Genomic DNA, 25949 nt, shown 5'->3' on the forward strand with positions numbered 1-25949 from the left:
TTATGGGTTTGTGCCGGGTGGCGGCTTCGCCTTACCCGGCCTGCTCTGGACGCATTTGTAGGCCGGGTAAGCGTTAGCGCCACCCGGCAATTAAGAGGCACCATGTCTTCAGAAATCATCCCCGTAACACAGGAAATCGAGCTTCGCGCCGTCGAAGAGCGCTATACCACCGATCTGCATAACCTCGTAATCAAAAACAAAACCTGGCTGCAAAGCGCCTTCGACTGGGCGCAGCATGTCGGCAGCGAAGAGGACACGCGCCGTAACGTGCAGAGCAACCAGATGCTGCACCAGCGCGGTTACGCCAAAATGTTCCTGATTTTTATGAATGACGAGCTGGTGGGCGTGCTGTCCTTCAACGCGATCGAGCCTGCGAATAAGGCCGGGTACATTGGCTACTGGCTCGACGAAGCGCATCAGGGGCAGGGAATACTTTCTCAGGCGCTCCAGGCGTTTATGCGCTATTACGTTGAGCGCGGCGAGATCCGCCGCTTTGTGATCAAGTGTCGCGTGGATAACCAGAGCAGTAACCGGGTGGCGCAGCGCAACGGTTTCACGCTCGAAGGTTGTTTGCGGGAAGCGGAAATGCTCAACGGTCGCTACGATGACGTGAACCTGTACGCCAGAATCTTCCCGCTATAGCGCTCCCAGCAGCGGCGTCCGGGTGATCCGCGTGTCGCCGTTGATCACTTTGGCTCCCCGGACGTGAATGCTGTCACCCTCCAGCGCCTCGATAACCGCATCGTCCGTTATTTCCACCTGATGCTCAATCAGGACATCGCCGCTGATACGCGCCCGCCCCTGAATGACCACCTTGTCATCAATCAGAATCGGCCCGCCGCGTAACCACGCCTCGCCGCCTATTAATACGTGGTGTTTAATGACGCAGTTGCCTTCAACGAGAGCGTTTTCCGCGACCTGTGAACTGTACCGCACGGTCGGGATGGCATCATCCTCCAGACCGGCCAGCATACGGGCGTTGCCGTACACCTTGGCGCAGTCACACACCCAGACGTTATTCAGCGCGTTGCCCTCAAGAATGGCGCGATCGAACACCTCGGCGCGGTGCTCAACAAAGGCCCAGGTCACCATGGCATCACCGTAGATTTGCGCCTGATGCACAATACGCGACTGGCTGACCGTGGCTCGGTCATAAATTTGCAGGATCTGCTCACGGTCGGGTGTCAGCCCTTTGGCTGCAATCACCAGGCTGTTATGCAGCACCCGCGCGTCACCCGCGATACGGCATTCCCCGCGTACGGTGGAGTGCTGAATGGTGACGTTGTCACTTATTACCGCCCCGTGACTCACCTCTGCCGCGTCAAGCCAGCCGTTGCCGCCCACGTGTGCGCGGTGGCTGACGATGCAGGGTTGGGTGAGGCGGGCGTTACCGGATATCCTGGCCCCGGCAAACACCACGCTGTTTTCATCGTAAATCCAGCAACCCCCGTCCTGGGCGAGCGCGTGTTCATCCTCAACCCAACCGCCTTTAGTCCCGCGGGTCACATCGTTAAAATCCTTCACGGCAATAATTTGTTTGAGAGACGTTGTGCACGGCGTTGATCCGTCCTGCCAGCGCCAGAGACGCGTTTCATTGCTGAGCCGATATTTTGTCATCGTGTTATCCCTGAAAAGCCTTTCAATAAACGTAGCAAAGTTTAGGTTTTTCGAAGTGCTGGCGTCCGCTCAGGAAACCCCTTAAAATGGCATTTAAAATACATTTTAAACTTTAAAAAAAATGCATAACCAAAACCAACGTGTTCTTAACTTGCCCGCCGGGTATTTCGGTATGGTCCTCGGGACCATAGGCATGGGGTTCGCCTGGCGTTACGCCGGCACCATCTGGCCGGTGACGCGCTGGCCGGGCGAGATCCTGGTGGCGCTGGCGGTGGGGATCTGGTTCCTTCTGAGCGTGGCGTTTCTTACCCGTGCGGTACGGTTTCCACATAGCGTGCTGGCCGAGATGCGGCATCCGGTAATGAGCAGTTTTGTCAGCCTGTTTCCTGCCACAACGCTGCTGGTGGCCATCGGCTTTGTGCCGTGGTATCGCCCGCTGGCGCTGGGGTTGTTTAGCGTGGGCGTGGTGATCCAGCTTGCGTATGCCGCCTGGCAAAGCGCCGGGCTGTGGCGCGGCAAGCATCCGGAAGAAGCCACGACGCCGGGACTGTATCTGCCGACGGTAGCGAACAATTTTATCAGCGCGATGGCCTGCGGTGCGCTAGGCTTCCACGACGCGGGGCTGGTGTTCCTTGGTGCCGGGGTCTTTTCCTGGCTGAGCCTGGAGCCGGTCATTTTGCAACGCCTGCGCAGCGCGGGCGAACTGCCCGCTGCCCTTCGTACCTCGCTCGGGATCCAGCTTGCGCCTGCCCTGGTAGCCTGTAGCGCCTGGTTTAGCGTCAATGGCGGCGAAGCGGATACCTTCGCCAAAATGCTTTTCGGCTATGGTCTGTTGCAACTCCTGTTTATGCTGCGTCTGATGCCGTGGTATCTGTCGCAGCCGTTTAACGCGTCGTTCTGGAGCTTCTCGTTCGGGGTGTCGGCGCTGGCGACCACCGGTTTACATCTTGGGCAGAGCAGTCCGTCAGGGTTCTTTCATGCCCTCGCGGTTCCCCTGTTTATTTTCACCAACGTCATCATCGCGATGCTGCTGGTCCGTACTTTTATCTTGCTGATGCAGGGCAAACTTCTGGTGCGCGCTGATAAGGCACTGCTTATGCAATCTGAGGAAAAATAATGACTGTCGATGAAAACTACTTTACTGAGAAATATGGGCTGACCCGCACGCACTCAGAGGTGCTGCTCAGCGCGGACATTGTTAAGCCGGGAAAAACGCTCGATCTCGGGTGCGGAAATGGCCGCAACAGCCTCTACCTCGCTGCCAATGGCTATGACGTGACGGCGTGGGATAAAAACCCGATGAGCATCGATAACATCGAGCGCATTAAGGCGGCGGAAGGGATCGCGAATCTGCAAACGGCGATTAAGGATCTGAACAACCTGACCTTTGACGGCGAATATGACTTTATTCTTTCCACCGTCGTGTTGATGTTCCTCGAAGCGAAAACCATCCCTGGTCTTATCGCCAATATGCAGCGTTGCACTAAACCAGGCGGCTATAACCTGATCGTTGCCGCCATGGATACGGAGGATTATCCGTGCACCGTCGGCTTCCCGTTTGCCTTCAAAACCGGCGAACTGAGCAACTACTACGAAGGCTGGGAGCTGATCAAGTACAACGAAGAGGTGGGGGAACTCCACCGTACCGATGCCAACGGGAACCGAATCAAGCTGCGCTTCGCCACCCTGCTCGCACGCAAGCCCGCTTAACGCGCCGCCAGCAGACAGAGTTGCAGGGCAGTGCGACAGGAGGCCTCGAACGACGACAGCGGTAAAAACTCAAACTTCGAGTGGAAGTTATGGGCGCCGGTGAAGAAGTTCGGGGTGAGCAGGCCTTTAGCTGACAGGGCCGCCCCATCCGTGCCACCGCGCATGGGGATCGGTCTTGGGGTGATGCCGAGCGATTCCATCGCCTCGAACATCAGGTCGATCGCGCGGCGGTCTTCGCCAATCGCGTTGCTGATATTGCTGTAGGTATCCTCAATGCGGTATTCCACGTTTGCCGTGGGATGCTGCGCGGCTATTTGCGCCGCCACATCGGCAATGTGCTGCTTGCGGGCGGCAAAGCCGTCTTTGTCAAAATCACGGATATTGGCTTTCAGTATTGCTTCGTTCTGCCCGGCCAGGATGCCGTTAAACCAGATATAACCTTCGCGCCCCTCGGTGCATTCCGGGGTTTGCTGGCGATCGAAATGGCTGATGAAATCCGTTGCCATCAGCAGCGGATTGACCAGCACCCCTTTGGCGGACATCGGGTGAGCCGTGACGCCGGTAAAGCGAATTTCAGCCGCCGCCGCGTTAAAGTTCTCGTATACAATTTCCCCCAGCTCGCAGCAGTCGATGGTCCAGGCAAAATCGACGTCGAAGCGCTTCAAATCCAGCGCTTTCGCCCCGCACAGGCCAATCTCTTCATCGGGCACAAACGCCACCACAATATCGCCATGCTTATGTTCAGCGGTGAGGTTTTCCAGCACCGTCATGACCACGGTGACGGCCGCTTTATTATCTGCGCCTAATACGCTGGTTCCGTCGCTGAAAATAATCTCCTCATCAGGATAAGCCAGAATTTCCGGGTGCTCTTTTACGCGCAGCCAAATATCTTTCTCTTTATTCAGACAGAGATCATCCCCCGTAAACGTTAATATTTGTGGATGAATATCCGGGGATAAACCGACGTCGACGGTGTCGATATGGGTAATAAAACCAATCCGCGGCGCGCCGGGAACATTGCCTTTTTTCACGGCGGTAACGGTGGCGAACTCATCAATCACAATATCGTCTAACCCCAGCGTTTCCAGCTCCTTCGCCAGCTCCCGCGCCATGTCGTGTTGGCCCGGGGTGGAGGGCAGGGTTTTGACTTTCGGGTCGCTCTGGCTGGTGATGGCGAGATAGCGGAAAAAGCGTTGGGTTAATTGTCTGGAGAGTTCTGAGCCCATAGTGTTTCCTTCTGTATTTATTTTTCATGTGTTTGCGCCATCACTTTAATGTTATTTATGAAATGGCAAAAGAAGTAATTAGCCGTCGAATTAAAAAGACAGGAATAAATGATGAAAAGCACATTCACAATGATAACGCTGGCGCTTGCTGCGCTGACGGTCAGTTCCACCGTCGCGGCAAAAACGCTGGTGTATTGCTCTGAAGGATCGCCGGAAAATTTCAATCCTCAGCTCTATACGTCGGGGACCAGCGTGGACGCCAGCGCCGTACCGGTTTATAACCGTCTGGTCGATTTCAAACCGGGCACTACCGAACTGGTGCCGAGCCTGGCGGAAAGCTGGGAGGTAAGCGAGGATGGCAAGGTCTACACCTTCCACCTGCGCAAAGGGGTGAAATTCCACAGTAATAAGCTGTTCACGCCGACGCGCGACTTCAACGCGGATGACGTGATTTTCTCGTTTATGCGCCAGAAGGATGTGAATCATCCCTACCATAACGTCTCCAACGGCAGTTATTCCAACTTCGAAAGTCTGGAGTTCGGCAGCCTGATTACCGCCATTGATAAAGTTGACGACCACACCGTGCGCTTCACCCTGGCGCACCCGGAAGCGCCGTTTGTCGCTGATCTGGCGTGGTACTTTGCCTCCATCCTGTCGGCGGAGTATGCCGATGCCATGCTGAAAGCGGGCACGCCAGAAAAGGTCGATATGCAGCCGATTGGCACCGGGCCGTTTAAGCTGGCGCAATACCAGAAGGATTCCCGCATCCTCTTTACCGCTTTCCCGGACTACTGGCAGGGAAAATCGAAGCTGGATCGTCTGGTGTTCACCATCACGCCGGACGCCTCGGTACGTTTTGCCAAAGTCGAGAAGAATGAGTGCCAGGTGATGCCGTTCCCGAACCCGGCGGACCTGCCGCGTATGAGGGCTAACAAAGACATCAACCTGATGAGCAAGGCTGGGCTGAATACCGGTTTCCTGGCGTTTAACACGCAAAAGCCGCCGCTGGATAACGTAAAAGTGCGTCAGGCGCTGGCGATGGCGATTAACAAACCCGCCATCATTGAGGCGGTCTTCCACGGCACCGGCACGGCGGCGAAAAACCTGCTGCCGCCTGGCGTCTGGAGTGCCGACAGCGAGCTGAAAGACTACGATTACGATCCAGAAAAAGCGAAAGCGCTGTTAAAGGAGGCGGGATTTGCCAACGGCGTAAGCATCGATCTATGGGCCATGCCCGTGCAGCGGCCGTATAACCCGAACGCGAAGCGTATGGCGGAGATGATCCAGGCGGACTGGGCGAAAGTGGGCGTGCAGACCAAAATCGTGACCTACGAATGGGGCGAATACCTGAAGCGCGTGAAGGGCGGGGAGCATCAGGCCGCACTGATGGGCTGGACAACGGCGACGGGCGATCCGGATAACTTCTTCGGCCCGCTGTTTACCTGTACGTCCGCCAACGGCGGGTCGAACTCGGCCAAATGGTGCTATAAGTCGTTTGATAACCTGATTGCCGAAGCTAAATCGATAACCGATCGCGAAAAACGCGTGGCGCTGTACAAGCAGGCGCAGCAGATGATGCACGATCAAATGCCGGCGGTAATGATTGCCCACTCGACGATTTTTGAGCCAGTCCGTAAAGAGGTCACGGGCTATGAAATCGATCCCTTCGGCAAGCACCTGTTCTGGCAAGTGGACCTTAAGGAGTAATTTTTCACTGCCCGGTTTCGTTCGGGCAGTTTTTTCGCTATTTGTGCTGCCTTCGTCATTTTTTGCCACAACACATCGCCCGGTTTTTTGTTATAACTTCAAGTGCATACTTGCAGATAACATGGAATACCATCATGCGTACTCACACTTTTTTTAAAGTTGCAGTGCTTTCTGGTCTGTTGGCCCTTTCCGGCTGTGCGTCAAAAGTCGCAGCCCCCGATCAATATTCAGGCTTTTTAAAAGATTACTCCGGCTTGCAGGAGATGAAATCTGCAACCGGGAAGCCAACCCTGCGTTGGGTTGACCCGTCCTATAATGAGGCGAATTACGACAGCATTATCTGGACGCCGATAACCTATTATCCGACGCCAAAACCGACCACTCAGCTTGGGCAAAAAACGCTTGATGAGCTGTTGAATTATACCAATACCAAACTGAAAACCGCGATTGGCCAGCGTAAGCCGATTGTGACGACGCCGGGCAAACATAGCCTGATCTTCCGCGGCGCCATCACGGGTGTGAGCTCAGACAAAGAAGGTTTGCAGTTCTATGAAGTGGTGCCTGTGGCGCTGCTGGTTGCGGGTACGCAGATGGCAACGGGCCATCGTACCATGGATACGCATCTGTTCTTCGAAGGTGAGTTAATCGATGCGGCCACGAACAAACCAGTGATTAAGGTTGTTCGTAAGGGTGAAGGGAAAGAGCTGGCGAACGAGAATACGCCAATGGGCTTCGGCACCCTGAAGCAGGTTGTGGATGATATGGCGACGGATGCCACCATGTTTGATGTTCATCAGACAGCAAATTAATAAAAAATGGCCTGCATTTTCGCAGGCCGTTTTTTTATGCCGTCCGCAGGCGGCGGAACCAGGTTTCTGGCTTCGTAAACATCACCATATTCCCGCCCAGTATCAACAGCAGGCCGACGATCCCGTTGAGATGCCACACGTAACCCTCGTACACCGTTGAAATCGAGAGCGCCACCAGCGGGAACAGCAGGGTGCTGTACGCGGCTTTACCGGGACCAATGCGGCCTACCAGCGTAAAGTAGGCGCCGAAGGCAATCACCGAGCCAAACAGCGCAAGATAGAGCAGCGCCCCCATATAGCTCACCGTCCATTCCGGCATAAAGCTATCGCCCCTGAAGAGCGCGATAAGGCCCATCACGACGGTGCCGTAAAGCATCGCCCAGGCGTTGGTGGTCATAGTTTCCAGCCCGTTTCGCTGATGACGCATGCTGATCATATTCCCCAGCGAGAAGCCGTAGGTGCCGAGGGCGGAAAGCCCGATGCCCGTAAGCAACGACGCGCTCCAGCCGCTGGCGAGCAGATCGTTCCAGAAAAGGGTAATGATCCCGATAAGCCCCAGCGCTGCCGCCGTCCAGAAGCGTGCGGGTGGGCGCTGGCCGAAGAAGATAAAGCTGTTGATGGCGTTATACAGCACGGCCATCGAGAAAATCACCGACTCAAGGCCGGTATTGATATGGGCGGCGGCGGTGTAAAAGCACCAGAAGTTGAAACAGAAAACGCAGCAGCCCTGAAGCATGCAGTAGAGATGATCCCGCAGCGCCAGCCTGCGCAGACGGCGAAGGGCGACCAGGACGATCATCATCGTGGCGCTGGCCACGGCGAAGCGCCAGAAAATGGAGACCGGCGCTGCAACCGGCCCCTGTTGTAAAAAAATGGCGATCCAGGTCGTGCCCCAGATAACAACGACCAGCCCATAGAGTAATGCGTTCATGGTGTCTCTCTTCTCATACCGCGAAAAACGACAGTGTGGCGAAAGAAGGGGGGGCCGGCTTTCATCGCCTTGCGCCGGACTTGCAAATTCTTGCGCTTTTTTCTCGCACAATGGCTGGTAACAGGCTGCAACACTTCTTAGACTGACAGTCTGATTAATCACCTGTTTACGGCCATGTCTCTCGTTTACGACACCTTTGAAACGTTACGCCAACAAAATGCAGTGCTGCGGGAAACCGTCGCGCTCAATACTGGCATTCAACTGGCGGCGTGGTACAACAAGCACGACACGATCACGGTGAAAAGCAACCATCACACCCTTAGCCTGTACGTGGCGGATGGCTATGAAAGCTATCAAAAAACGCCGGGTGGCTGGAAAAATGGCGGCGGGCCGGACCGTTTTTGTCTGATGCCGGAAGAGAGCGAATCCACGTGGGATATTCGTGACGACCTGTCGTTTGTGCACCTCTACTGCACCGATGAACACCTGCGGGACGTGGGGGAGAAAATCTGGGATAAACGACCGCTATCGCTGACGCTGGAGGAAAAAATCTTCGGCAGCGATCCGAAAATCACCGCCCTTTATCGCCAGTTTTTGCTCGGCTGCGACTGGCAGCAAAACGCCAATCAGCTCACCCTGAGCACCGCGTCGACCTTATTGCTGACGCATTTGGTCCAGCACTATTCCAGCGTACAGTGGAAGCTGCCGGTAGTGACCGGCGGGTTATCACCGTTTGTACTGCGCAACGTGCTGGCCTTTATCGAGGAAAACCTTGCACAACCCTTAACCCTGGCGGAACTGGCGGGCCAGGCCGCACTCAGTGAGTATCACTTTGCGCGGATGTTCCGCCAGTCGATGGGGCTGGCGCCGCATCAGTACGTTATGCAGCGCCGCATGGAGAAGGCCAAAGCGCTGGTACAGCACACGACCACGCCGCTCACCGACATCGCGCTGGCCTGCGGATTTAACTCCGCCAGCCATTTCAGTAACCGTTTTCGCAGCATGACCGGCATCACGCCGTCACAGCTACGCGCGGCGAAGGCGTGAGAAGACGGCGTAACAGATCCCCCCCAGCACCAGCCCCCAGAAGGCGGAGCCAATTCCCAGGAGCGTGACGCCGCTGGCGGTCATCAGGAAGGTAACGATCGCCGCGTCGCGTTCTGCTTCATGGTTCAGTGCCTGATACAAACTCCCGCTGATAGTGCCGAGCAGGGCCAGCCCGGCCAGCGTCTGGATGCCGCTCAGCGGCAGGGCGGCCATCAGACCGGAAATCGACCCGCCGAACACCCCCGCCAGCAGATAAAACCCGCCTGCCGCCGCCGCGGCCAGCCAGCGTTTACTGGCATCCGGATGGGCGTCCGGGCTCTGGCAAATGGCGGCAGTGATGGCGGCGATGCATATAGAATAAACGCCGAAGGGGGATAACAGCAGTGCCAGCCCGCCGGTGGCAACGATCAGCGGTGAGACCGCCAGCGGATAGCCCGATGCCTGCATGGTGGCGAAGCCGGGCGCATTCTGCGACGCCATGGTCACCAGGAAGAAGGGTAAGCCGATACTGATCAGGCTGGTGAAGGTGAACGCAGGGGCAATGAATTCCGGCATGATGACTGACAACGTCATCCTGTTCGTGACAACGTCACCTCCAGCCCATGCCACGAACACGCCCACCAGCAGCGTGGCGACAATGGCGTAGCGGGGCGCGACGGCTTTGGCCACCAGCCAGGCGGCCAGCATACTGCCGCAAAGAAAAATATGTCCCTCAAGATTGCTAAATGCCTTCAGGCCAAACTGTAACAGCACGCCCGCCAGCATAGCGGCGGCAAGCGAGTGCGGGATCAGTTTCATCAACCGGGCAAACAGGCCGGTGACGCCGCACAGCAGAATCAGCGCATTCGCGAATATAAATACCCCGATGGTTTCCGCCAGCGTCACGCCATGCAGGCTGGTGGCGAGCAGCGCCGCGCCGGGCGTCGACCAGGCGGCCAGCACCGGGGCTTTATACCACCACGACAATGCCAGCGTGCTGATCCCCATCCCGAGCCCCAGCGCGGTCATCCATCCGGCGATTTGCTGTGTACTGGCGCCAGCCGCCGCAGCCGCCTGCCAGATGATGGCGGCAGAGCTGGCATAGCCCACCAGCACGGCAACAAAACCGGCCAGCACGGCAGGAAAGAGAGAGGCAGTCGATCGCATGGAAACTCCGTTGTGCGTTATAACGTCCGGGATAAGGTATCACTGTGCGCTATAGCGTACAAGTGGTATGCTTTGCCGCAACGGGAGGAACTATGGATATCACTCAACACCTGGCAACCACACTGAAAGCGCTGCGTCAGGCGCGGGGCTGGAGCCTGTCGAAACTGGCGGAAGAGACGGGCGTGTCGAAAGCGATGCTTGGGCAAATCGAACGCAATGAGTCCAGCCCGACGGTCTCTACCTTGTGGAAAATCGCCACCGGGCTGAACGTACCTTTTTCGGCGTTTATCACTCCAGAAAGCGAACCGCAGGCGGTGTTCGATCCGCAGCAGCAGGCGATGGTGGTGAAACCGCTTTTCCCCTGGGATGAACAGCTTAAGTTCGACCATTTCTCCATCACCCTGTCGCCCGGCGCACTGAGTGAGTCCACGCCGCACGAAGCCGGGGTGATCGAGCACGTGGTGGTGATAAGCGGTGAGCTGGACATGCAGATTGACGGTGTCTGGCGCACGCTATACGCTGATTCCGGCGTGCGTTTTGCCGGCGATAAACCGCACGCGTACCGCAACAGCAGCGCCCGGACGGTGCATTTTCACTCTCTGATCCATTATCCCCGCTAAAGCGTCGCAAAACGGTTTCACTGGCACAGACTTCTGACTACAATAGCCGCCATTTTGACCATAACGGATAACGACGAAGTATGCGCCTGCACTCCCATCATCTTGAACTGCTAAGCCCGGCCCGCGACGCCGCCATTGCCCGTGAAGCCATTCTTCACGGAGCAGATGCCGTCTACATTGGCGGCCCTGGCTTCGGTGCCCGTCATAACGCCAGCAACAGCCTGCGCGACATTGCCGAGCTGGTCCCGTTCGCCCACCGTTTCGGGGCGAAGGTGTTCGTGACCCTGAACACCATTCTTCATGATGATGAGCTTGAGCCCGCGCAGCGTCTTATTACCGATCTCTACCAGACCGGCGTTGACGCCCTGATCGTTCAGGATATGGGCGTTCTGGAACTGGATATCCCGCCGATTGAGCTGCACGCCAGCACCCAGTGCGATATCCGCACCGTTGAGAAGGCGAAGTTTCTTTCGGACGTCGGGTTTACGCAGATTGTTCTGGCGCGCGAGCTGAACCTGAACCAGATCCGCGATATCCACCAGGCGACCGACGCGACCATTGAATTCTTTATCCACGGTGCGCTGTGTGTGGCGTATTCCGGGCAGTGTAATATCTCTCACGCCCAGACGGGGCGCAGCGCTAACCGGGGCGACTGCTCTCAGGCCTGCCGTCTGCCGTATACCCTGAAAGACGATCAGGGCCGCGTGGTGGCATTCGAAAAACACCTGCTGTCGATGAAAGATAACGATCAGACGGCCAACCTCGGCGCGCTGATCGATGCCGGTGTACGCTCCTTCAAAATTGAAGGGCGCTACAAGGACATGAGCTACGTGAAAAATATCACCGCCCATTATCGTCAGATGCTGGATGCCATCATCGACGATCGCGGTGACCTGGCGCGCGCGTCCGCCGGTCGTACAGAGCATTTCTTTATTCCGTCGACGGACAAGACCTTCCACCGCGGCAGCACGGACTATTTCGTGAATGCCCGTAAAGGGGATATTGGCGCGTTCGATTCACCGAAGTTTATCGGCCTGCCGGTGGGTGAAGTGCTGAAAGTGGCGAAAGATCATCTTGACGTTCAGGTTACAGAGCCGCTGGCGAACGGCGATGGTCTCAACGTGATGATCAAACGTGAAGTAGTGGGTTTCCGCGCCAATACGGTGGAGAAAACCGGCGAAAATCGCTATCGCGTCTGGCCGAACGAAATGCCTGCCGATCTCTACAAAGCCCGTCCTAATGCGGCGCTTAACCGTAACCTGGATCACAACTGGCAGCAGGCCTTGCTCAAGACCTCCAGCGAGCGCCGCATTGCGGTGGATATCGCGCTGGGGGGCTGGGAAGAGCAGCTGATCCTGACCATGACCTGCGAAGACGGTATCAGCGTGACGCATACGCTCGACGGCCTGTTCGAGGTGGCGAACAATGCGGAGAAAGCGCTTAGCAACCTCAAGGATGGCGTGGCGAAGCTGGGGCAGACCATTTATTACGCGCGCAATATTGAGGTGAATCTGCCGGACGCGCTGTTCGTGCCGAACAGCCTGCTGAACCAGTTCCGCCGTGAAACGGCAGAGATGCTGGATGAAGCACGGCTGGCAAACTATCCGCGCGGCAGCCGTAAGGCCGAAACGGTGCCTGCGCCGGTCTACCCGGACACGCATCTCTCGTTCCTCGCGAACGTTTACAACCACAAAGCGCGTGCGTTTTACCATCGTCACGGCGTGCAGCTGATTGACGCCGCGTATGAAGCGCATGAAGAGAAGGGCGATGTGCCGGTGATGATCACCAAACACTGCCTGCGGTTTGCCTTTAACCTTTGTCCGAAACAGGCGAAAGGCAATATTAAAAGCTGGAAAGCGACGCCGATGCAGCTGGTGAATGGCGATGAAGTGCTGACGCTGAAGTTTGACTGCCGTCCGTGTGAAATGCACGTTATCGGCAAGATGAAGAATCACATCTTCAAAATGCCGCCGCCGGGAAGCATTGTGGCCTCCGTCAGCCCTGACGATTTGATGAAGACCCTGCCGAAGCGTAAAGGCAGCTAACCCGCAGAGTGGGTATCCGGTTTGCGCGATTTCTGCCAGGCATAGTGCTCGCGCAACCCCTCCGCAGACTCCTCAGCCGCGCTGCGTAACTCGTCGCTGTCAGCTTCATGACGAAGCTGATGGTCGGCGTTTTTCACATACACAAATTCATGCCCTTTGTGCTCCGCCATAATCTGCCCTGAGAACAGGGCGCTAATCACCAGCAGTAGCGAAAATTCTTTTCTGAACATCCTTTATCCCCTGAAAATACGCTACGGTCATCGTAGGGATAATTTCATAGAGTAATTATTCGACTGTTTAAATTTGAGAAAATAGACTGTCAAAAATTGTGGTCGCAATAAAACCCACTTAAGACTATTCTTAAAAGCAATATCGCCGTTGTAAACTCCCATTTCTGGTATGCAAAGAGCAGCTAGATTTATTGGGAAATCATTTACAATAAGATTTTTCTGGCTAAGGATTGGATCGAATAAATGAAAAAAATAATCGTGCTATCACTTCTGGGCGTAGTGGTTGCGGTGGGTGCTGCGGCCAGCATCTATTCAAATGAAGAACCAGAATATATTCAGTCAGCAAAAAGCCGTGTCGGATCGTATTTAACCAGCGATTACGGACGTGTCGAATGTAATAGCACCCAGGTAAGTGAAGATCGCTGGGAGCTGGGCTGTACCAATAAGGCGAGGGGCAAAACCTTCCAGTTCGCCGTTTATCCATCCGAGCAGGCGCCGTATGGGGTCTCTCGTGCGTTTTATCTCGAAGCGATTAATGATGATGCCCGCCAGAGTGCAGAGCAGGGGCTGATGCGTTATCTGCAAATTAATACCAAAGCGGGTTAATCGATTCGTTTATGCTTCGTTGAGGCTCACAGTGGTAGATTGCAGATGATCCACATCCCGGTATGGAATACCGGAGCGTAGATACCAAAATACAAATCTATCCATGCAAGCATTTACCGCCAGATTATGGCGGTTTTTTTTTGCCCGTTTATCGTACCGGCTGTGAAAATTGTTTGCGATATTGCGCGGGCGAAAGCGCAAATTGCTGCCGGAAATGGTGGCGCAGCGTGCCGCTTTGTCCAAATCCGGTTTGTTCCGCAATATTGTCGATGCTGAGCCGACTGTTTTCGAGATAATCTTTTGCCCGCTGCAATCGCGCAGTTAATAACCAGCGCGCGGGCGTTGTTCCGGTCGCGTCCTGGAAACGGCGCAGAAAGGTGCGCTGACTCATACCCACCCGCAGGGCCAGCGATTCGACGGTATGGGAAACGGCCAGATGCTGGTGAAGATAATCAAACAGCTGGCCCAGGCGCTGGCTCTCCCGCAACTGAGCCACCGGTCGGCTAAGCTGCTGGGTTTGCGAGCCGTCCCGATGGGGCGGGATCACCAGCCGACGCGCCACGCGGTTTGCCGCTTCAATACCGTAATTCCGGCGCACCACGTGCAGGCACAGATCAATCCCCGCGGCGCTGCCTGCGGAAGTGAGAATATCGCCTTCGTCCTGGTACAGCACATCCTCAACCACGGTGATAGCGGGATAGCGTGCTTTCAGAGCTTGCGTGTAGCGCCAGTGGGTGGTTGCCTTCCGCCCGTCAAGCAGGCCTGAGGCTGCCAGAACGAAAACGCCAGAACAGATCGAGAGTAGCTGACAGCCGCGGGCATGCGCCGCGCGGAGCGCCTGGCAGAGCGCTTCGGGTACGGGGTCATCCAGCCCTCGCCAGCCGGGTACGACAACCAGATCCGCCGTTTCCAGCAGACGCAGATCGCCATCGGCCAGAATACGGATCCCGCCCGTTGCCCGGAGCTCGCCGTCATCCACGCTCGCCACGGCGAACTGATACCAGTCATCGCCCATCTCCGGGCGCGGCAAGCCAAAGATTTCTACCGCCACGCCAAACTCAAAGGTACATAAACCGTCATATGCCAGCACGACCGCGCGCGGCGAGGGATGTCTTAAGTTTGTCATCTTTTTGCTGTTTTCTGGCATAGGCGGACGCATTCATGGGCTGAAGTAAGGGATAGAGTAGTGTTAACACAAACACCACAAATGAGGAAGATTCATGAGCTATGTTACTGAATTTCCGGCTGCTGAGCCGCAGGAAGCCGTGGGGCATTTTCTGCGTCGTCTGAGCGTCGAGACGGACTGCGCCGATGTCCATCACGCGGTATCCAGCGGTGAGCAGGACTTTGTTCTGCTGCACGTTGTCGGAAAACCTGAACATTTTGCCCGGCGGCATCTGCCCGGCGCGCTGCATTTACCCTGGAGCCAGATCACCGCCGAGCGGATGAAAGCGTGGCCAGAGGGCACGCTGTTTGTCGTCTATTGTGCAGGCCCGCACTGCAACGGGGCGGACAGGGCGGCGCTGAAGCTGGCGCGTCTGGGTCTGCCGGTCAAGGTTATGCTCGGAGGCATGACCGGCTGGGAAGATGAGCGGTTCGCGTTTGCAGGATCTTCATCACCCGCCCTGTGAACATGAATTTATTTCAACACAGATGAAATTTTCTCGTTTGTCGGCGGCGAGCCGGTATGACATCTTTTCAGGACGTTTAGACATCCAGAAGTCTAAAGATTCAAGAGATGAATTATCACTGTGGGCAATTAACGCCGACAGACAGAGGAGATTTCCATGCAGCGACACCACGCCCCGTACCGCGCCGATGTAGTCGGCAGTTTTTTACGCCCGGATTCTGTTAAACAGGCCCGTCTGCAATTCGCCAGCGGTGAGATCGATGCCGGTCAGCTTCGCGCTGTTGAGGACGAGGCCATTCGCCATGTTGTCGAGCAGCAGTGCGCCTGCGGTCTGCATGTGGTAACGGACGGTGAATTCCGCCGCGCCTGGTGGCACTTTGACTTCTTTGACGGGCTACAGGGCGTAGAGCGTTATGATTCGCAGCAGGGCATTCAGTTCAACGGGGTGCAGACCAAAGCCCATGGCGTGCGCGTAACGGGCAAACTGGGCTTCGGCGATCATCCTATGCTGGAAGATTTCCGCTACCTCAAAAGCATCAGCGGTAACGCACAGCCGAAGATGACCATTCCGAGCCCGAGCGTGCTGCACTTCCGCGGTGGCCGCAAGGATATTGATGCCACGGTATACCCGGATCTGAAAGATTACTTTGACGATCTGGCGACCACCTGGCGCGATGCCATTCGGGCCTTTTACGATGCAGGCTGCCGCTATCTGCAACTGGATGATACCGTCTGGGCCTACCTTTGTTCAGAAGACCAGCGCCGGCAGATCCGCGAGCGCGGTGATGATGCAGACGAACTTGCCCGAACCTATGCCCGGGTGCTGAATAAGGCGCTGGAGGGCAAACCGGACGATCTGACCATTGGGCTACACGTTTGCCGCGGCAACTTCCGCTCAACCTGGATTTCCGAAGGCGGCTATGAGCCGGTGGCGGAGGTGCTGTTCGGTACGGTGAACGTCGACGCGTTCTTCCTGGAGTACGACAACGACCGTAGCGGCGACTTTGCGCCACTGCGTTTTGTGCGCCCGGGTAAACAGCAGGTGGTTCTGGGGCTAATCACCACCAAGCGCGGTGAACTGGAGAACCCGGAAGGAGTGAAAGCGCGTCTGGAAGAGGCCGCGCGCTACGTGGCGAAAGAGCAGATTTGCCTCAGCCCACAGTGCGGATTTGCCTCCACGGAAGAGGGTAACAGCCTGAGCGAAGCCCAGCAGTGGGATAAAGTTCGCCTGGTGACGCAAATCGCCAGCGACGTCTGGTAACATCGTTCACAGCGCTGCATTATTACAGTGCAGCGCTGTACCATTCTGAGTCGTTTCCCGTAGGTCCTCTCTTCGAACCCGTTTAAATCCTGCCTCTGCAACCTGGCACCCTTTTTGCTCTCCTGAAACTGACGTTACTTTTTCTGCGTCCGGGCGGTAACGGACGTCTTCGCACAGCTTTCTTTTTCAGGAGTGAAAATATGCACCGTCGTACCTTTATAAAAGCGTTCGCCTTATCCGCCTCCGTGGTCGCCATGGGGGTCAGTTTTGGCGTCCAGGCCGCAGAGACCATTAAAGTCGGGATCATGCACTCACTCTCCGGCACGATGGCCATTTCAGAAACGCCCCTGAAAGATGTCGCCCTGATGACCATCGACGAAATCAACGCCAAAGGCGGCGTGCTCGGGAAAAAGCTGGAGCCGGTGGTGGTTGACCCGGCATCCAACTGGCCGCTGTTTGCCGAAAAGGCCCGCCAGCTTCTGAGCCAGGATAAGGTCGCCGTGGTGTTTGGCTGCTGGACCTCCGTATCGCGTAAATCAGTTCTGCCGGTTTTTGAGGAGCTGAACGGTTTGCTGTTCTATCCGGTGCAGTATGAAGGTGAAGAGATGTCACCAAACGTCTTCTATACCGGCGCGGCGCCTAACCAGCAGGCGATCCCGGCGGTGGAGTACCTGATGAGCGAGGACGGCGGCAGCGCGAAACGCTTCTTCCTGCTGGGAACGGACTACGTTTACCCGCGCACCACGAACAAGATCCTGCGCGCCTTCCTGCACTCGAAAGGCGTGGAAGATAAAGATATTGAAGAGGTCTACACCCCGTTTGGTCATAGCGATTACCAGACCATCGTCGCCAGTATCAAGAAATTCTCCGCGGGCGGTAAAACGGCAGTGGTCTCCACCATCAACGGTGATTCCAACGTGCCTTTCTATAAAGAGCTGGCGAACCAGGGGCTGAAAGCCACGGACGTGCCGGTGGTGGCGTTCTCGGTGGGCGAGGAGGAACTGCGCGGCATTGATACCAAACCGCTGGTGGGTAACCTGGCGGCGTGGAACTACTTTGAATCCGTCGATAACCCGACCAACCAGACCTTTGTCGCGGCCTACAAAGCCTACGCGAAAGCCCATAAGCTGCCGAATGCCGATACCGTCGTCACCAACGATCCGATGGAAGCGACCTATGTCGGCCTGCATATGTGGGCGCAGGCGGTTGAAAAAGCGGGGACAACCGACGTGGACAAAGTGCGCGCGGCAATGGCGGGCCAGTCGTTCAACGCGCCGTCCGGCTTTACGCTGACCATGGATGCCACCAACCACCACCTGCATAAGCCCGTCATGATTGGTGAAATCGAAGGCAACGGCCAGTTCAATGTCGTCTGGCAAACCGAACAGCCGGTACGCGCTCAGCCGTGGAGCCCGTTTATCGCCGGGAATGACAAAAAACCTGACCAGCCGATGAAAACCGCCAGCAACTAAGCCACCACCAGGGAGAGACGTCATGAACGCCATGCGCATAATTATTGCGATTGTGTGGCTTACCGGACTGCTGCCAGGGATGGTGCAGGCATCGGATGCCGATGATTTCGTTGCCGCTAGCCGCAGCCAGCAGACCGCCATGCTGACCCGCTGGGCAGCCACGCCGGAACCTGCACGTTTGCCGCTGCTTAAAGCGCTGCAACAGGAGAACCTCTACACCGACAGCCAGAAGAAGGCTTTTACCCGCATCGACGGCGAAATGGTTGCCCTGGGCGCGGCAAAGAGCGCCGAAGGAACGACCAAAGCCGTGCGGCTGACCAACCGGCTGCGCGTGTTAACCGTCACGGCGCTGGCGACGCATCAGCTTGTCAGTGACAGTGTCACCGAAAGGCGTCATGCCGCGCGGCAACTTCAGCGTGACGCCCAGCCGGATATGCTCGGGTTTCTGCAACAGCGGGCTAACCGCGAAACGGATGACGTCACCCGACAGTCGCTGAGGCTGGCGCTGGCAAATCTTCAGCTGGCGAGTCCGCAGGCGGAAACGCGCCTCAACGCGGTTGAACTGTTGGGACAGTCTGACGATCCGGACGTTCAGGCCACGCTGACGCCGTTCACCCGGGCGCAAACCGAGCCGGACGCACGTGTACGTGCCGCCGCCGCTGAGAGCCTGGACCGTATTCAGCACCGGCTGATGTGGGGCGAACTGCTGGGGCAGGCCTTCATGGGCTTGTCGTTGGGATCGGTACTCTTGCTGGCCGCGCTCGGGCTGGCTATCACCTATGGTCTGCTGGGGGTGATTAACATGGCCCACGGCGAAATGCTGATGCTCGGGGCGTATGCCACCTGGATGGTGCAGCAGGTTATGGCGCAGTGGATGCCTCAGTGGCTGGCGCTTTATCCGGTGGTGGCGCTGCCGGTGGCGTTTTGCCTGACGGCAGGTATCGGGATGGTGCTGGAGCGCACGGTGATCCGCCATCTGTATGGCCGCCCGCTGGAAACCCTGCTCGCCACCTGGGGGATCAGCCTGATGCTTATCCAGCTGGTGCGCATGACCTTTGGCGCCCAGAACCTTGAGGTCGCAAACCCGGCCTGGCTGTCCGGCGGGGTGCAGGTTTTCGCCAACCTGACGCTACCGTGGAACCGCATTGTGGTGCTCGGGTTTGTGCTGATGGTGCTGTTCTTCACCTGGCTCATTCTGAATAAAACGCGTCTGGGGCTGAACGTGCGGGCGGTGACGCAAAACCGCAGCATGGCGGCCTGCTGCGGCGTCCCCACCGGACGGGTAGATATGCTGGCGTTTGGCCTCGGGTCCGGCATTGCCGGGCTGGGCGGCGTGGCATTGTCCCAACTGGGGAACGTGGGACCGGAGCTGGGCCAGGGATACATCATTGATTCGTTCCTGGTGGTGGTGCTCGGCGGCGTCGGCCAGCTGGCCGGTAGCGTCGCGGCGGCCTTTGGTCTGGGGATCTTCAATAAAATTCTTGAACCGCAGATGGGCGCCGTGCTGGGCAAAATCCTGATTCTGGTGGCGATCATTCTGTTTATTCAGAAACGTCCGCAGGGGTTATTCGCACTTAAAGGGAGGGTGACAGACTGATGAGCCAGCCATTGACCTTAACACTGGCGCGCAGGGCACCGCGCTCCACGCAAATCTTCGGCAGTCTGCTGGTTGCGGCGCTGCTGGTGCTGCCTTTTCTCGCGCTGTTGCCCGCAACGCATCCGCTGGCCGTTTCTACGTGGATGTTGACGCTCATCGGCAAGATCCTCTGCTACGCAGTTGTCGCCGTGGCCCTCGATCTGGTCTGGGGCTATGCCGGTATGCTCTCACTGGGGCACGGCATATTCTTCGCTCTGGGCGGCTATGCGATGGGCATGTACCTGATGCGCCAGGCGGCCGGGGACGGGCTGCCCGCGTTTATGTCGTTTCTCTCGTGGAGCGAGCTGCCCTGGTTCTGGTGGGGAACGCAGCATTTTGCATGGGCTCTGGTGTTAATTGTGACGATCCCCGGCCTGCTGGCGCTGGTCTTCGGCTGGTTTGCTTTTCGCTCGAAGATCAAAGGGGTCTATTTCTCCATCATGACCCAGGCGCTGACCTACGCGGGCATGCTGCTGTTCTTTCGCAATGAAACCGGCTTTGGCGGCAATAACGGCTTTACCGGCTTTACCACGCTGCTCGGGTTTTCCGTCACGGCGACCACCACGCGGATCGCGCTGTTTCTCGCAACGGTCGTGCTGCTGCTTCTGGCCCTGGGCACAGGCTACGCGCTGGCGAAGAGTAAATTTGGCCGCATTTTAACGGCGGTGCGCGATGCGGAAAACCGTCTCACGTTCTGCGGCTACGATCCGCGCGGTTTCAAGCTGCTGGTCTGGACACTTTCCGCCGTGCTGTGTGGCCTGGCGGGAGCGCTGTACGTTCCGCAGGTGGGCATTATCAACCCGGGTGAAATGTCGCCGACCAACTCGATTGAAGCGGCCATCTGGGTAGCGCTGGGTGGACGCGGCACTCTGGTGGGCCCGGTGATTGGCGCGGCGCTGGTCAACGGTGCGAAGAGCTTTTTCACCGTGGCGATGCCGGAGTACTGGCAGCTGTTTCTGGGGCTGATTTTCATCGCCGTGACGCTGTTTTTACCGCGCGGCGTGTTCGGTCTGTTTCGTAAGGGAGAGAATTAATGCAGCCCTCTGAAGGACTATTTACCCGCCAGCTACCGGGCGACCGTTACCGCGAGCAGACCGATCCGGTGTTGCAGCTCGAGGCCATTAACGTCAGTTTCGACGGTTTTCAGGCGTTGACCGATCTCTCGCTGAACATCGGCGTCGGAGAATTGCGCTGCATCATTGGCCCTAATGGCGCCGGTAAAACCACGCTGATGGACGTGATTACCGGCAAAACCCGGCCAAAAAGCGGGAAAGCTATTTACGATCAGTCCATCGATCTGACTGCCCTGGAACCGGCGGCCATCGCCCGTCAGGGCATTGGCCGTAAGTTCCAGAAGCCGACCGTGTTTGAAGCGCTGACCGTAGGGGAAAACCTCGAAATCGCCATGAAAGCCGACAGGTCCGTCTGGGCGAGCCTGCGGGCCACGCTCAGCGGCGAGCAGCGCGACCGCATTGATGAGATGCTGGTTTTGCTGCGGCTTGGCAGCGAGCGCGATCGCCGTGCCGGACTGCTTTCCCACGGACAGAAGCAGTTTCTGGAGATCGGCATGCTGCTGGTGCAGGACCCGCACCTGTTACTGCTGGACGAACCCGCCGCCGGTATGACCGACGCAGAGACGGAATACACTGCCGAGCTGTTCCGCACCCTGGCAGGCAAGCATTCGCTGATGGTGGTTGAGCACGATATGGGTTTCGTCGAGACCATCGCCGACCACGTCACGGTGCTGCATCAGGGGCGGGTACTGGCGGAAGGTTCGCTTCGCGAGGTACAGGCCAATGAACAGGTAATTGACGTCTATCTGGGACGTTAAGGAGAGGTGATGTTACAGGTTAGCGAACTGAATCAGTACTACGGCGGAAGTCATATTCTGCGCGGGGTGAGCTTTGAGGCGGTCGTCGGGGAAGTTACCTGCCTGCTGGGGCGCAACGGGGTGGGCAAAACCACGCTGCTGAGGTGCCTGATGGGGCTGATCCCGGTGAAAGGCGGGGAGGTGGTCTGGCAGGGAAAGAGCATCACTCACAGTAAACCGCACCAGCGGGTGCAGTCCGGCGTGGCCTATGTTCCGCAGGGGCGGGAGATTTTTCCGCGTCTGACCGTAGAAGAAAACCTGCTGATGGGGCTGTCACGCTTCTCCGCGGGAAACGCAAGGAGCGTACCAGAGGAGATTTGGCAGCTTTTCCCGGTGCTGAAGGAGATGAAGCACCGACGCGGAGGCGATCTTTCCGGTGGTCAGCAGCAGCAGCTGGCGATAGGTCGCGCGCTGGCGAGCCGTCCACGGTTACTGATTCTGGATGAACCCACGGAAGGTATTCAGCCGTCGGTGATTAAAGAGATTGGGCAGGTGATCCGCAGCCTGGCGAACCGGGGGGATATGGCCATCCTGCTGGTGGAGCAGTTTTATGATTTTGCGGCAGAGCTGGCCGACAGCTATCTGGTGATGTCGCGCGGCAGCATCGTCCAGCAGGGGCGCGGGGAGAACATGGAGCAGGAGGGCGTTCGCGGGCTGGTTGCGATCTGAAATGTTATAATATAACATCCTCATTCTTATAAAACGGAATGAGGATTTTGCTGTGGCTGCACAACTTGCAAAAATTGCGCTGACTCTGGGAACGCTGCTGGTAAGCGGCTCGCTTTTTGCCCATTCGCACGGTCATCAGATGACAGAGGCGGAACAGAAGGCGGCAAACGGCGTCTTTGAGGATAAAGACGTCAGGGACAGGAAGCTGTCTGACTGGGACGGGACCTGGCAGTCCGTTTATCCGTTCCTGCTTGATGGTTCGCTGGATCCGGTTTTCGAAAAGAAAGCGCAGAAGGGAGAAAAATCCGCTGCCGAGGTGAAGGCCTACTACCGTAAGGGGTACGCGACGGACGTGGACGCCATCGGCATTGAAAACAACGTGATGGAATTCCACCGAGGCAAAACGGTGAGCAGCTGCCGCTACGACTACAGCGGCTACAAAATTCTGACCTATGCGTCGGGGAAAAAAGGCGTGCGCTACCTGTTTGAATGCAAGGATAACGCGAGCCAGGCGCCTAAGTTTGTGCAGTTCAGCGACCATATCATCGGGCCGAAAGCCTCTTCACACTTCCATATCTTTATGGGCAACACCTCCCACGAGGCGCTGCTGAAAGAGATGGATAACTGGCCGACCTACTACCCGAATGAGATGTACAAAGAGCAGGTGGTGGAGGAGATGTTGCACCACTAGGGTGTTGGTTTTGCCGGGTGACGGCTTCGCCTTACCCGGCTTACGATTAGGGTTTTGTCGGTCGGGTAAGCGCAGCGCCACCCGACACGCTATCTTCACTTTTCACGCGCATCCCGCGCAATATCATCAGCCAGGCCGCAATGATGGCGGCCATCATAATGATAAATAATGACCAGTGCGGTAGATGGGTCAGGATGAGCCCGGTGATCATCGGGTTCGCCGCCGCGCCGAGCCAGCCCAGCGCCTGGGCGGAGAAATAGCTCGCCTTCATGCCCGGCGGGGCGATATTGTCGATCAGCATGTATTCACCCGGTGCATAAATAATTTCACCCAGGGTGAAAATCGCCGCCGCGAGCCCCCAGTAAATCAGGTTCTCGCCGGAAAGCATAAACCCGCCCAGCCCGAGGATGAAAAAAAGCGTCGCGGCGGTCATTAGCGGACGGATATTGCTGGCGGTGATCTTACGTCCAAGCGCGTATTGCAGGGTGACGACCACCGCCGCGTTGACGGGCAGCACAACGGCCACCACCTTTTCTGCGAAATCACTGTCCGCATGTGCGGCGAGGACATACTGGGAAATGCAGGTGGCGAACGATCCACCCACATACGACGCCAGCAGGCCGGAGAGCGTGTACCAGAACAGCGCCCGGTCTTTCAGCAGCACCGAGGGCTGCCACGGCATTTTCTCCTCAGGGCTGTCTGAGGCTATGCTTTTCTGCACAAAGAAATGGATAAACCCGAGCGGCAGTGCGGCGCAGAAGGCGGCCAGCCAGAACGGCAGTTGCAGGCTGTACATCACCAGCAGGGTGCCGATCGGCGGCCCGATCGTCCAGCCAATGTTCAGGAAACTGTAGTTGAGTGAGAAAACGCGCGCCTTTTCGCTGGAGGTCAGCACGTCGGCAAACCATGCTTTCAGCACCGTTGAGAAGACGGAATAGGCGCAGTTAATCAGGGCAAAGAACAGCACCACCAGCGTCACGTTATTCACCAGCGGAATCGCCACAAACCCGGCGATAAAGGCCACGATGGCGATCAGCATATAGCGTTTTTTGTCGAACTTATCCGCCAGGATGCCAAACCCCAGGCTAAACACCACGCCGATGGTCAACGCCACGGTAAGGGCATAGCCAATATTCTCCACGCTCATATCGTACACGCGTGTGAGATATATGGTCATAAAGGGCAGCGTTGCCCCGCGGCCAATTGTTAATAACAATGACGATGCCAGCAGCGCTGCGGTTGAGCGCCTGATTGATGGTTTCATTTTCCTGCCCGACAAATGCTTATGCTTTTTTTGTTGTGTTATTACAGGATTATCATGGGATCGGCAGCTTGTATAGCACCCAATTTATCCGCAGGTGCTTCTCTCCAGTACCAGAATTAATGATCTTCTCGCGGGGCTATTTTTTCTGTTACCTTGAAGTGTTTACAAAATTTTAATAATTCAGGGGCGGAAAATGACGCGGAAAGACGGGCTGTTAGCGTTGCTGGTTGTCGTGGTGTGGGGACTCAATTTTGTGGTCATCAAAATGGGGTTGCACAACATGCCTCCACTGATGCTGGCGGGGCTGCGCTTCCTGCTGGTGGCCTTCCCGGCGCTGCTGTTCGTTGCCCGCCCGAAAATTCCCCTTAAGCTGCTGCTGGGCTACGGCCTTACCATCAGCTTTGGTCAGTTTGCGTTTCTTTTTTGCGCCATCAAATTCGGTATGCCTGCGGGCCTGGCTTCGCTGGTGCTTCAGGTGCAGGCGTTCTTTACCATCATTCTCGGCGCATTTGTCTTCGGCGAACGCTTGCAGGGCAAGCAGCTGGCGGGCATTAGCCTTGCGGTCTTTGGCGTGCTGGTGCTGATTGAAGGCAGCCTCAACGGTCAGCATGTCGCGCTGCTGGGCTTTATGCTCACCCTGGCGGCGGGGCTGAGCTGGGCGTGCGGCAATATCTTTAACAAACTGATAATGCAGCACGAGACGCGTCCGCCGGTCTTATCGCTGGTGGTCTGGAGCGCATTGATCCCAATCGTGCCGTTTATGGCCGCGTCGTTTATTCTGGATGGTCCGCAGGCGATGTTGAAAAGCCTGGTGGAGATCGACCTGACGACCATTTTGTCGCTGATCTACCTGGCGTTAGTCGCCTCAATCATTGGCTATGGTATCTGGGGATCGCTGCTCGGACGCTATGAAACCTGGCGTGTGGCGCCGTTATCGCTGCTGGTACCGGTGGTCGGGCTTGCCAGCGCCGCACTGTTGCTGGATGAAACGCTCAGCGCGCTGCAACTGTGTGGCGCAGGGCTGATTATGGCCGGGCTGTATATCAACGTCTTTGGCTTGCGGGTGCGTCGGGCAACGCAGGTGCGGGGTTAAGGCAGAAAAAAGCCCCGCATGAGCGGGGCAAAAACGAATTACAGGTCGTGGTTGTAATACGGCACGCCTAATTCGTCGGATTTGTCGCTGCCAGCGCCCATGTGATTGAAGTCCCAGGGCGACTGGTTTTGCGTGGACGGCATAATCATGGTGTCACGATTATTTTGCTGCCCCGCATTGGGGGTTTGCTCCGCGAAGCTCTGGCCGGAAACCAGCACCAGCAAGGTGAGGGCGGCGGAGGCGATAAATTTCATGATTTCCTCGGTTACGTCTTAACAGGCGATGATTAACTGCAATGTTTTAGCGGATACAGATAACGGGATTCACCCGGCATACTGGTAATACGGTACTTATGAGGCGGCACGTCAAAGTAGTTCTTGAACGTACGCGTCAGGGTCTGTTGCGATTCAAATCCGTAGCGTTCCGCCAGATAGAGGATCGGCTCATTGCTTTCTTTCAGTTTTTGGGCAATCTCCGTCAGCTTGCGGCTGCGAATATATTGTCCTAATGAATGGCCGGTCTCTTTTTTAAACATCCGTTGCAGGTGCCATTTTGAGTAACCTGAACGCTCAGACACTTTCTCAAGAGAGAGTGGAGATTCCAGGTTATCTTCGATCCAGTCCAAAATGCTATGAATGGTGATAGCGTCAGTATTGCGTCTGGACATCG

General features: G+C 56.8%; 27 protein-coding genes. 18 read left to right on the forward strand and 9 right to left on the reverse strand.

The window, feature by feature from the left end; genetic code table 11:
• The first annotated feature begins 102 nt into the window (after positions 1 to 102).
• Positions 103 to 642 carry a 50S ribosomal protein L7/L12-serine acetyltransferase gene (gene rimL, locus IMQ56_RS14230; protein ID WP_047050892.1) on the forward strand — a complete coding sequence of 180 codons (540 nt, stop codon included), beginning with the start codon at positions 103 to 105 and terminating at the stop codon, positions 640 to 642.
• Here the strand turns inward: rimL and ydcK are convergent.
• Positions 637 to 1617, reverse strand: coding sequence for a YdcK family protein (gene ydcK, locus IMQ56_RS14235; RefSeq protein ID WP_196063991.1), 981 nt, complete (start codon positions 1615 to 1617; stop codon positions 637 to 639). The genes rimL and ydcK overlap by 6 nt on opposite strands.
• A 121-nt stretch (positions 1618 to 1738) precedes the next feature.
• Between ydcK and tehA the strand changes: the two genes are divergently transcribed.
• The gene (gene tehA, locus IMQ56_RS14240) at positions 1739 to 2734 is read left to right on the forward strand and encodes a dicarboxylate transporter/tellurite-resistance protein TehA (RefSeq protein WP_023296595.1); all 996 of its coding nucleotides are present in this window, start codon (positions 1739 to 1741) and stop codon (positions 2732 to 2734) included.
• A complete protein-coding gene (tehB, locus tag IMQ56_RS14245; protein ID WP_048220065.1) occupies positions 2734 to 3327 on the forward strand; it encodes a tellurite resistance methyltransferase TehB in 594 nt (197 codons plus the stop codon). The genes tehA and tehB overlap by 1 nt, the downstream gene beginning before the upstream one ends.
• On the opposite strand, the gene pepT is transcribed toward tehB, so the two are convergent.
• Positions 3324 to 4553, reverse strand: coding sequence for a peptidase T (pepT, locus tag IMQ56_RS14250; RefSeq protein ID WP_196063990.1), 1230 nt, complete (start codon positions 4551 to 4553; stop codon positions 3324 to 3326). The two genes, tehB and pepT, sit on opposite strands and share 4 nt — an antisense overlap.
• 111 nt (positions 4554 to 4664) lie before the next feature.
• Between pepT and IMQ56_RS14255 the strand changes: the two genes are divergently transcribed.
• Positions 4665 to 6260: an ABC transporter substrate-binding protein gene (locus tag IMQ56_RS14255; protein ID WP_196063989.1), complete on the forward strand. Its 1596-nt coding sequence runs from the start codon at positions 4665 to 4667 to the stop codon at positions 6258 to 6260.
• 134 nt (positions 6261 to 6394) lie between these two features.
• On the forward strand, positions 6395 to 7069 hold the full coding sequence (locus IMQ56_RS14260) for a DUF3313 domain-containing protein (protein ID WP_003857221.1): 675 nt from the start codon (positions 6395 to 6397) through the stop codon (positions 7067 to 7069).
• Between the two features lie 34 nt (positions 7070 to 7103).
• Here IMQ56_RS14260 and IMQ56_RS14265 read toward each other — a convergent pair whose 3' ends face one another.
• Positions 7104 to 8000 (reverse strand): EamA family transporter, encoded by an 897-nt coding sequence (locus IMQ56_RS14265; protein ID WP_023303719.1) that lies wholly within the window; start codon positions 7998 to 8000, stop codon positions 7104 to 7106.
• A gap of 174 nt (positions 8001 to 8174) precedes the next feature.
• On the opposite strand from IMQ56_RS14265, the gene IMQ56_RS14270 reads away from it, so the two are divergent.
• Positions 8175 to 9047, forward strand: a complete 873-nt coding sequence (locus IMQ56_RS14270) for an AraC family transcriptional regulator (RefSeq protein WP_006810606.1) — start codon at positions 8175 to 8177, stop codon at positions 9045 to 9047.
• On the opposite strand, the gene IMQ56_RS14275 is transcribed toward IMQ56_RS14270, so the two are convergent.
• The gene (locus IMQ56_RS14275; protein ID WP_196063988.1) at positions 9027 to 10193 is read right to left on the reverse strand and encodes a benzoate/H(+) symporter BenE family transporter; all 1167 of its coding nucleotides are present in this window, start codon (positions 10191 to 10193) and stop codon (positions 9027 to 9029) included. The two genes, IMQ56_RS14270 and IMQ56_RS14275, sit on opposite strands and share 21 nt — an antisense overlap.
• 92 nt (positions 10194 to 10285) lie before the next feature.
• On the opposite strand from IMQ56_RS14275, the gene IMQ56_RS14280 reads away from it, so the two are divergent.
• Together IMQ56_RS14280 and IMQ56_RS14285 are read left to right on the forward strand one after the other, a co-directional pair.
• Positions 10286 to 10813, forward strand: a complete 528-nt coding sequence (locus tag IMQ56_RS14280) for an XRE family transcriptional regulator (RefSeq protein WP_015570550.1) — start codon at positions 10286 to 10288, stop codon at positions 10811 to 10813.
• 80 nt (positions 10814 to 10893) lie between these two features.
• On the forward strand, positions 10894 to 12858 hold the full coding sequence (locus tag IMQ56_RS14285; RefSeq protein ID WP_015570549.1) for a U32 family peptidase: 1965 nt from the start codon (positions 10894 to 10896) through the stop codon (positions 12856 to 12858).
• Here IMQ56_RS14285 and IMQ56_RS14290 read toward each other — a convergent pair.
• Positions 12855 to 13088, reverse strand: coding sequence for a DUF2554 family protein (locus IMQ56_RS14290; protein ID WP_047062810.1), 234 nt, complete (start codon positions 13086 to 13088; stop codon positions 12855 to 12857). The two genes, IMQ56_RS14285 and IMQ56_RS14290, sit on opposite strands and share 4 nt — an antisense overlap.
• 243 nt (positions 13089 to 13331) lie before the next feature.
• Here IMQ56_RS14290 and IMQ56_RS14295 point away from each other — a divergent pair, with 243 nt between their 5' ends.
• Positions 13332 to 13694: a hypothetical protein gene (locus IMQ56_RS14295; RefSeq protein ID WP_015570547.1), complete on the forward strand. Its 363-nt coding sequence runs from the start codon at positions 13332 to 13334 to the stop codon at positions 13692 to 13694.
• 148 nt (positions 13695 to 13842) lie between these two features.
• Here the strand turns inward: IMQ56_RS14295 and ftrA are convergent, their stop codons facing one another.
• On the reverse strand, positions 13843 to 14841 hold the full coding sequence (gene ftrA, locus IMQ56_RS14300; protein WP_047062812.1) for a transcriptional regulator FtrA: 999 nt from the start codon (positions 14839 to 14841) through the stop codon (positions 13843 to 13845).
• Between the two features lie 73 nt (positions 14842 to 14914).
• Between ftrA and IMQ56_RS14305 the strand changes: the two genes are divergently transcribed.
• The 8 genes from IMQ56_RS14305 to zinT all read left to right on the forward strand — a co-directional run bounded on the left by IMQ56_RS14305 (position 14915) and on the right by zinT (position 22923).
• Entirely contained in the window at positions 14915 to 15325 is a 411-nt protein-coding gene (locus IMQ56_RS14305; RefSeq protein ID WP_015570546.1) for a rhodanese-like domain-containing protein, read from the forward strand.
• Between the two features lie 156 nt (positions 15326 to 15481).
• Positions 15482 to 16585: a cobalamin-independent methionine synthase II family protein gene (locus IMQ56_RS14310; protein WP_047062814.1), complete on the forward strand. Its 1104-nt coding sequence runs from the start codon at positions 15482 to 15484 to the stop codon at positions 16583 to 16585.
• A gap of 200 nt (positions 16586 to 16785) precedes the next feature.
• Positions 16786 to 18057: an urea ABC transporter substrate-binding protein gene (urtA, locus tag IMQ56_RS14315; protein ID WP_015570544.1), complete on the forward strand. Its 1272-nt coding sequence runs from the start codon at positions 16786 to 16788 to the stop codon at positions 18055 to 18057.
• A 22-nt stretch (positions 18058 to 18079) separates the two neighbouring features.
• Complete coding sequence (urtB, locus tag IMQ56_RS14320) at positions 18080 to 19654, forward strand: urea ABC transporter permease subunit UrtB (RefSeq protein ID WP_015570543.1); 1575 nt, start codon at positions 18080 to 18082, stop codon at positions 19652 to 19654.
• Positions 19654 to 20727 carry an urea ABC transporter permease subunit UrtC gene (gene urtC / locus IMQ56_RS14325; RefSeq protein ID WP_015570542.1) on the forward strand — a complete coding sequence of 358 codons (1074 nt, stop codon included), beginning with the start codon at positions 19654 to 19656 and terminating at the stop codon, positions 20725 to 20727. The genes urtB and urtC overlap by 1 nt, the downstream gene beginning before the upstream one ends.
• The gene (gene urtD / locus IMQ56_RS14330; protein WP_015570541.1) at positions 20727 to 21524 is read left to right on the forward strand and encodes an urea ABC transporter ATP-binding protein UrtD; all 798 of its coding nucleotides are present in this window, start codon (positions 20727 to 20729) and stop codon (positions 21522 to 21524) included. Before urtC ends, urtD begins: the two co-directional genes overlap by 1 nt.
• 9 nt (positions 21525 to 21533) lie before the next feature.
• Complete coding sequence (gene urtE / locus IMQ56_RS14335) at positions 21534 to 22232, forward strand: urea ABC transporter ATP-binding subunit UrtE (RefSeq protein WP_032103021.1); 699 nt, start codon at positions 21534 to 21536, stop codon at positions 22230 to 22232.
• A gap of 52 nt (positions 22233 to 22284) precedes the next feature.
• Positions 22285 to 22923 carry a metal-binding protein ZinT gene (gene zinT / locus IMQ56_RS14340; protein ID WP_017693437.1) on the forward strand — a complete coding sequence of 213 codons (639 nt, stop codon included), beginning with the start codon at positions 22285 to 22287 and terminating at the stop codon, positions 22921 to 22923.
• A 46-nt stretch (positions 22924 to 22969) separates the two neighbouring features.
• Here the strand turns inward: zinT and ydeE are convergent, their stop codons facing one another.
• Positions 22970 to 24187 carry an efflux MFS transporter YdeE gene (gene ydeE / locus IMQ56_RS14345; protein WP_196063987.1) on the reverse strand — a complete coding sequence of 406 codons (1218 nt, stop codon included), beginning with the start codon at positions 24185 to 24187 and terminating at the stop codon, positions 22970 to 22972.
• A gap of 193 nt (positions 24188 to 24380) precedes the next feature.
• Here ydeE and eamA point away from each other — a divergent pair, with 193 nt between their 5' ends.
• On the forward strand, positions 24381 to 25280 hold the full coding sequence (eamA, locus tag IMQ56_RS14350) for an O-acetylserine/cysteine exporter (RefSeq protein WP_023303725.1): 900 nt from the start codon (positions 24381 to 24383) through the stop codon (positions 25278 to 25280).
• A 38-nt stretch (positions 25281 to 25318) separates the two neighbouring features.
• On the opposite strand, the gene marB is transcribed toward eamA, so the two are convergent.
• Together marB and marA are read right to left on the reverse strand one after the other, a co-directional pair.
• On the reverse strand, positions 25319 to 25534 hold the full coding sequence (gene marB / locus IMQ56_RS14355) for a multiple antibiotic resistance protein MarB (RefSeq protein WP_015570538.1): 216 nt from the start codon (positions 25532 to 25534) through the stop codon (positions 25319 to 25321).
• Between the two features lie 32 nt (positions 25535 to 25566).
• Positions 25567 to 25947 carry an MDR efflux pump AcrAB transcriptional activator MarA gene (gene marA / locus IMQ56_RS14360; RefSeq protein ID WP_001303241.1) on the reverse strand — a complete coding sequence of 127 codons (381 nt, stop codon included), beginning with the start codon at positions 25945 to 25947 and terminating at the stop codon, positions 25567 to 25569.
• Between the last annotated feature and the right edge of the window lie 2 nt (positions 25948 to 25949).

Source organism: Enterobacter sp. Res13-Sevr-PEC09-46 (genome assembly GCF_015672585.1).
In the GTDB taxonomy this organism is placed as follows: Bacteria; Pseudomonadota; Gammaproteobacteria; order Enterobacterales; family Enterobacteriaceae; genus Enterobacter; species Enterobacter hormaechei_C.

Coding starts and splice junctions, on each gene's coding strand:
- eamA (WP_023303725.1), top strand. CDS start 24,381: ATGACGCGGAAAGACGGGCTGTTAGCGTTGCTGGTTGTCGTGGTGTGG.
- IMQ56_RS14260 (WP_003857221.1), top strand. CDS start 6,395: ATGCGTACTCACACTTTTTTTAAAGTTGCAGTGCTTTCTGGTCTGTTG.
- ydcK (WP_196063991.1), bottom strand. CDS start 1,617: ATGACAAAATATCGGCTCAGCAATGAAACGCGTCTCTGGCGCTGGCAG.
- IMQ56_RS14280 (WP_015570550.1), top strand. CDS start 10,286: ATGGATATCACTCAACACCTGGCAACCACACTGAAAGCGCTGCGTCAG.
- IMQ56_RS14290 (WP_047062810.1), bottom strand. CDS start 13,088: ATGTTCAGAAAAGAATTTTCGCTACTGCTGGTGATTAGCGCCCTGTTC.
- IMQ56_RS14310 (WP_047062814.1), top strand. CDS start 15,482: ATGCAGCGACACCACGCCCCGTACCGCGCCGATGTAGTCGGCAGTTTT.
- ftrA (WP_047062812.1), bottom strand. CDS start 14,841: ATGCCAGAAAACAGCAAAAAGATGACAAACTTAAGACATCCCTCGCCG.
- marA (WP_001303241.1), bottom strand. CDS start 25,947: ATGTCCAGACGCAATACTGACGCTATCACCATTCATAGCATTTTGGAC.
- tehA (WP_023296595.1), top strand. CDS start 1,739: ATGCATAACCAAAACCAACGTGTTCTTAACTTGCCCGCCGGGTATTTC.
- ydeE (WP_196063987.1), bottom strand. CDS start 24,187: ATGAAACCATCAATCAGGCGCTCAACCGCAGCGCTGCTGGCATCGTCA.
- IMQ56_RS14270 (WP_006810606.1), top strand. CDS start 8,175: ATGTCTCTCGTTTACGACACCTTTGAAACGTTACGCCAACAAAATGCA.
- IMQ56_RS14255 (WP_196063989.1), top strand. CDS start 4,665: ATGAAAAGCACATTCACAATGATAACGCTGGCGCTTGCTGCGCTGACG.
- urtA (WP_015570544.1), top strand. CDS start 16,786: ATGCACCGTCGTACCTTTATAAAAGCGTTCGCCTTATCCGCCTCCGTG.
- IMQ56_RS14285 (WP_015570549.1), top strand. CDS start 10,894: ATGCGCCTGCACTCCCATCATCTTGAACTGCTAAGCCCGGCCCGCGAC.
- urtD (WP_015570541.1), top strand. CDS start 20,727: ATGCAGCCCTCTGAAGGACTATTTACCCGCCAGCTACCGGGCGACCGT.
- tehB (WP_048220065.1), top strand. CDS start 2,734: ATGACTGTCGATGAAAACTACTTTACTGAGAAATATGGGCTGACCCGC.
- marB (WP_015570538.1), bottom strand. CDS start 25,534: ATGAAATTTATCGCCTCCGCCGCCCTCACCTTGCTGGTGCTGGTTTCC.
- IMQ56_RS14295 (WP_015570547.1), top strand. CDS start 13,332: ATGAAAAAAATAATCGTGCTATCACTTCTGGGCGTAGTGGTTGCGGTG.
- IMQ56_RS14305 (WP_015570546.1), top strand. CDS start 14,915: ATGAGCTATGTTACTGAATTTCCGGCTGCTGAGCCGCAGGAAGCCGTG.
- urtE (WP_032103021.1), top strand. CDS start 21,534: ATGTTACAGGTTAGCGAACTGAATCAGTACTACGGCGGAAGTCATATT.
- pepT (WP_196063990.1), bottom strand. CDS start 4,553: ATGGGCTCAGAACTCTCCAGACAATTAACCCAACGCTTTTTCCGCTAT.
- IMQ56_RS14265 (WP_023303719.1), bottom strand. CDS start 8,000: ATGAACGCATTACTCTATGGGCTGGTCGTTGTTATCTGGGGCACGACC.
- rimL (WP_047050892.1), top strand. CDS start 103: ATGTCTTCAGAAATCATCCCCGTAACACAGGAAATCGAGCTTCGCGCC.
- urtB (WP_015570543.1), top strand. CDS start 18,080: ATGAACGCCATGCGCATAATTATTGCGATTGTGTGGCTTACCGGACTG.
- IMQ56_RS14275 (WP_196063988.1), bottom strand. CDS start 10,193: ATGCGATCGACTGCCTCTCTCTTTCCTGCCGTGCTGGCCGGTTTTGTT.
- urtC (WP_015570542.1), top strand. CDS start 19,654: ATGAGCCAGCCATTGACCTTAACACTGGCGCGCAGGGCACCGCGCTCC.